This window comes from Synechococcus sp. R60.1, assembly GCF_047461835.1.
Taxonomy (GTDB): Bacteria; Cyanobacteriota; Cyanobacteriia; order Thermostichales; family Thermostichaceae; genus Thermostichus.
Genome location: NZ_JANSIA010000137.1, coordinates 1 through 4,567, shown reverse-complemented (window position 1 = coordinate 4,567; position 4,567 = coordinate 1). Strand labels below are relative to the sequence as shown.

The window sequence follows — 4,567 nt, the reverse complement described above, 5'->3', positions numbered from 1 at the left end:
TGTACTTCATCAAAGCGCATTCCTCCCGGCACTGACCCTACGGGTACAGTGCGGGGCTCCTGCGATTTCTAGCTGACGCTCCAAAAAAGTGGCAGGGGCCTGCAGATACACTTGGCCAAAAGGACTCCGTCCCGCTTACGCGATCGGCAAAACCGCTCGGCAATCGCGATCGATGGCCAGGCCAACGGCTGCACCAAACTCCAGCAGCTCGACAATATGAGCTTTCTCCAGCAACAGCCCATGGGATCCCATTCCCTTAACCAGCCAAACCTGACCGCTGCGTACCTGCTCCAGAAGGGTAGAGGGATCCCGAAGCCTAGCCCAGAGTGGCGGTTCAACCTGCTTTCCAGGGCACGTCTGACCCGTACAGCCCAGTGAGTCAGAGCCGTTGATGGGTGTGGGGGTGCTGTTTGATGTTGTCGGCATCCTTCACCTCCACAACCGCGTTGAGGATCCGTCGGGGCTCAACGCTGTGATTGAGCTTAAACACCCCCCGCTCTGGAGTGCAGGTTTGGTGCAGGGGGATATGGCGAAACTGGGGCTTGCTGCGATAGGTGCGGGCCGCTGCCTGCACCCGTTCCACGAAGTCTTCTCCCAACAACACCCCTGGCGGGAAAACATCGGCAGGCAAAGTTGGGATCCCGTTGTTCACGATCTCGGCGTAGGTTGTGGCGTAGAGGAGAACATAGGAAGTGCTGCGGCGTTCTTGGGCCAGGCAGTCCAAATCGGCAGCAGGCACCGGCTCGGCCACCAAAACCTCTACCAGGCGACCTTCCTGATCCTGCTGGAAGCAAGTGGCCACTCCCAGCACCACGTACTCCAGTCCTTGCACTGGGCTGGAGCCAAGGTGAGTTTGAGCAGTATCCGACATCGATGCCGATCTCCAAGCGGGGGAGCGAACTTTCACGGCTCCGGCAGGCGCCAAGATCCCTCAAGCCGGGCGCAGTTCTCACCATAGCAACAATTTTTGCGTCGGGCAGCGGGAGCTGTTGCAAGATAGAAGGCGGATCCCAGCCCAGCTCTCTGTGAAGGATGACAGGGGCAGCATTTGGCTACAGGGATCCAAAATTTGCTTTACTGTAGCGAAGCGGGGTCAGTACTGCCCGAGGGGAGCAAGGGGTTGGGTTCCAGGCACCTTTGGCAACCCTTGATTCATCATTATTGATTCATCATTATTGATTCATCATTATCTAGGAAATACTTGCTCTAAGGATCCGACCATGGCGGATGGCGAATACAGACCAGGCTTGGAAGGCGTTCCGGCCACACGCTCCAACATTAGTTTTGTGGATGGCCAGGCGGGGATCTTGGAATATCGGGGCATCCCCATCGAGGAATTGACCGCCCACAGTACCTTTCTGGAGACAGCCTACTTGCTGATCTTTGGAAAGCTGCCGACCCAATCGGAGCTGGACAACTTTGATCAGGCAATCCGCAGTCATCGACGGGTGAAATACCGCATCCGCGACATGATCAAGTCGTTTCCGGAGTCGGGCCACCCGATGGATGCTCTGCAAACCTGTGTGGCGGGCTTGGGGCTGTTTTACCCGCTGCGGGAGATGGATCCCGACTATGTATTCGGCACCGTCACCCGCTTGCTCTCCAAGCTGCCGACCATGGTGGCCATGTTCCACCAGATGCGACAGGGCAATGATCCCATTCCCCCGGACGATAGTCTGGATCACGCTTCCAACTTTCTGTACATGCTCTCGGGCAAGAAGCCGGATCCCTGGTTGGCCCGCATTTTTGACATCTGCCTGATCCTGCACGCCGAGCACACGGTCAATGCCTCCACGTTTGCCCTTCTGGTGAGCGCTTCCACGCTGGCTAACCCTTACAGCAGCCTGGCCACGGCGGTGGGTACCCTTTCGGGGCTGTTGCACGGGGGGGCCAACCAACAGGTGATGATGCTGCTGCGGCAAATTGGCTCGGTGGAAAATGTGCGCTCGTTTATCGAGGAGAAACTGGCCAAAAAACAGCGCATCATGGGCATGGGGCACCGAGTCTACAAGGTGAAGGATCCACGGGCCACCATCCTGCAGCGGCTGGCTGAGGAGCTGTTTGAGCGCTACGGCCACGACAAGTACTACGACATCGCCCTGGAAGTGGAACGGGTGTGCGAGGAGTTGCTAGGGCCGAAGGGGATCTACCCGAATGTGGACTTCTACTCAGGGTTGGTCTACGCCAAGCTGGGGATCCCAGAAGATTTGTTTACACCGGTGTTTGCCATTGCCCGAGCGGCGGGTTGGCTGGCCCATTGGCGGGAGCAGTTGTCCGATAATCGGCTTTTCCGACCCACCCAGGTGTACACAGGTGAACGCCAGCAACGCTACATCCCTATAGAAGAGCGGGGTTGAGAGCCGTTTGACAGGGCGCTGGGCCGGGATCCAAACTCAGTAAGGCCCAAATTGTGCGTGAGGCGGTGTGTTGAGCCTTTTAGACTCTCCCCTTTGGCGAGACGGGTTCACCCTGTTTCTGAGCCTTGTGGTGCAGGCAATGCCATTTTTGCTGCTAGGGGTGTTTCTATCGGGGCTGCTGGCGGTGTTTGTCGAGGGATCCCAGTTGGCCCGTTTCCTGCCCAAAGGCAAAATCGGCAGCGCGGTGGCCGGTGGCGCTTTAGGATTCTTTTTCCCGGTGTGCGAGTGCGGCAACCTGCCGGTGGCCCGTCAACTGGTGATCAAAGGGATCCCACCCCACGTGGCGGTGGCCTTTCTGTTGGCGGCGCCGGTGTTTAACCCGGTGGTGATCTTTTCCACTTGGATTGCCTTTCGCTCCATGCCGGAGCTGGTGATCTACCGAGTTCTCTTTTCCTTCGGCATTGCGGTTGTCGTCGGCTTGATCTTCAGCCTGCAAAAGGATTTCCAGCCTCTGTTGCAGCCGTCAGTCTGGCGGGAGCTGCAGCGCAATCGCTCCCAAGAAGCTGATCCGAAGAACATCTCCCGCTCGCCGTTGTTGCAGGGGGGCACCTTCTGGATTGGATCCCAGAGCCCTGCTCAAGGGGCCTCTGGCGGATCCCTGGCCACTTTACAAACGGCTGAAGATGTGTATCGCTCTGCTCTGGCCGCTGCGCCTTCTCCCTCCAGGGGACAAAAAGGAGTTCTCCTGCTGCAGACCTGGGCCAGGGAGATCCGCGAATTGGGATCCGTGCTCATCTTGGGCTCGGCGATGGCGGCCCTGATTCAAACGGTGATCCCGCGTTCGTTTGTGCTGGATTATGGCCAAGATGCATTGCTCTCAATCCTGATCATGATGGCCCTGGCCGGGATCATCTCCATCTGCTCGACGGTGGATGCCTTTTTCGCCCTCTCCTTTGCCGCCACCTTCACGCCGGGATCCCTGTTAGCTTTTATGGTGTTTGGGCCGATAGTAGACTTGAAAGCCATAGGCTTGATGCTCACTCTGTTCAAGCCCCGCGCCATTTTCTACTTCGTGATCTTGGTCTTTCAGCTTACTCTGGTGGGAGCTTTAGCCATCAACTACTATGGCAGTTAAAGCGTTTGTTTGAACCTTTCTCCACAGGGACACCCTCTCCATCCACTCTCCGTCAAATATTCGTCAAATATAGTTGCTTCAGTTTAGGGTAAGACGCCTGGGCCCCTGATCGCGCCAGCGGGACGGAGTCCTTGAAAAGCCTTCCGGCTCGGTGCACTTCAAGTGTGGGTGCAGTGTCCTGCTTTAAATCGAAATGACTATAGAAAGAGTTGCCTGGATAAGGTTTGTCACCAGAGGACTCTGCTCCCAGACGGTTGAGAACTCAGGTGTTACAGGTTTTATTGTAGTAAACTCAAGAAGGACGTAGTCTGGATTTCATAATTATCGCGACCCTATTTTTCAGCAGGACAAAGCTATGAGCAATCTATACTCGACAGACTTTAACTTGTGGATTGACCGAACAACCCGGCTATTGCGGGAAAGGCGCTGGCATGAAATTGACCTAACACACTTAATTGAAGAGGTTGAGAATTTGGGTAAGAGCGAACGACGAGGGATTACCAGTCAATTAACTCGCCTTCTGCTGCATCTACTCAAGTGGCAATATCAACCTCAGCGCCGTTCAGATAGCTGGCTAGATTCCATTACAGATGCGCGAACCCAAATCGGATTGGCCATAGAAGATAGCCCTAGCCTAAAAGGTTATCTGGTAGAGCAACTTGAAGAGAGTTATCAACGGGCGCGCCGCCAAGCAGCCAGGCAAACGGGGATAGAAATCTCGACATTTCCAGATGTCTGTCCCTACTCTCCAGAGTTGGTGCTTGCAGAGGACTGGCTGCCGGAAGTTTGACAGTCCACACCACAAAGCATTTAACGGTGGACAGCATTCCCACAGTAGTAAACTACCCGGCTCCGACCGCTAAGCGGTACCGAGCGGGCTTTCAGTAGCCCTGAGCCTGCTCTGCTCTACCAGAGAACAAAACAGGCCCGAACCTCTAGGCTGGTTTACGGCAGCCCCCAAGAGCGCAATTACGTTTGCACCATTCAAGTCCGCATCTCCTTCCCATCCACAGTGCCCACACTTGAACGACTTACCACTGCGATAGGATTGCGCAGGGTCGGGATGAATGTGCAA

General features: G+C 55.8%; 5 protein-coding genes and 1 pseudogene. 3 read left to right on the top strand and 3 right to left on the bottom strand.

Annotation, left to right across the window (positions count from 1 at the left end; all coding sequences use genetic code 11):
• Positions 1-135: 135 nt before the first annotated feature.
• Entirely contained in the window at positions 136-426 is a 291-nt protein-coding gene (locus NW834_RS13355) for a hypothetical protein (protein ID WP_148202743.1), read from the bottom strand.
• Entirely contained in the window at positions 380-871 is a 492-nt protein-coding gene (locus NW834_RS13350; protein WP_414341729.1) for a hypothetical protein, read from the bottom strand. The genes NW834_RS13355 and NW834_RS13350 overlap by 47 nt, the downstream gene beginning before the upstream one ends.
• 349 nt (positions 872-1,220) lie before the next feature.
• Here NW834_RS13350 and NW834_RS13345 point away from each other — a divergent pair, with 349 nt between their 5' ends.
• The 3 genes from NW834_RS13345 to NW834_RS13335 all read left to right on the top strand — a co-directional run bounded on the left by NW834_RS13345 (position 1,221) and on the right by NW834_RS13335 (position 4,282).
• A complete protein-coding gene (locus NW834_RS13345; RefSeq protein ID WP_414330694.1) occupies positions 1,221-2,357 on the top strand; it encodes a citrate synthase in 1,137 nt (378 codons plus the stop codon).
• Positions 2,358-2,424: 67 nt separating this feature from the next.
• Entirely contained in the window at positions 2,425-3,492 is a 1,068-nt protein-coding gene (locus tag NW834_RS13340; RefSeq protein WP_414419261.1) for a permease, read from the top strand.
• A 355-nt stretch (positions 3,493-3,847) separates the two neighbouring features.
• The gene (locus NW834_RS13335) at positions 3,848-4,282 is read left to right on the top strand and encodes a DUF29 domain-containing protein (RefSeq protein ID WP_011433505.1); all 435 of its coding nucleotides are present in this window, start codon (positions 3,848-3,850) and stop codon (positions 4,280-4,282) included.
• 69 nt (positions 4,283-4,351) lie between these two features.
• Here NW834_RS13335 and NW834_RS13330 read toward each other — a convergent pair.
• Positions 4,352-4,567, bottom strand: a pseudogene (locus tag NW834_RS13330) (RNA-guided endonuclease TnpB family protein); the annotation flags it as partial.

What these genes read in the sequence shown, in the direction of transcription:
- NW834_RS13355 (WP_148202743.1), bottom strand. Translation starts at nt 426, where the DNA reads ATGCCGACAACATCAAACAGCACCCCCACACCCATCAACGGCTCTGAC.
- NW834_RS13350 (WP_414341729.1), bottom strand. Translation starts at nt 871, where the DNA reads ATGTCGGATACTGCTCAAACTCACCTTGGCTCCAGCCCAGTGCAAGGA.
- NW834_RS13345 (WP_414330694.1), top strand. Translation starts at nt 1,221, where the DNA reads ATGGCGGATGGCGAATACAGACCAGGCTTGGAAGGCGTTCCGGCCACA.
- NW834_RS13335 (WP_011433505.1), top strand. Translation starts at nt 3,848, where the DNA reads ATGAGCAATCTATACTCGACAGACTTTAACTTGTGGATTGACCGAACA.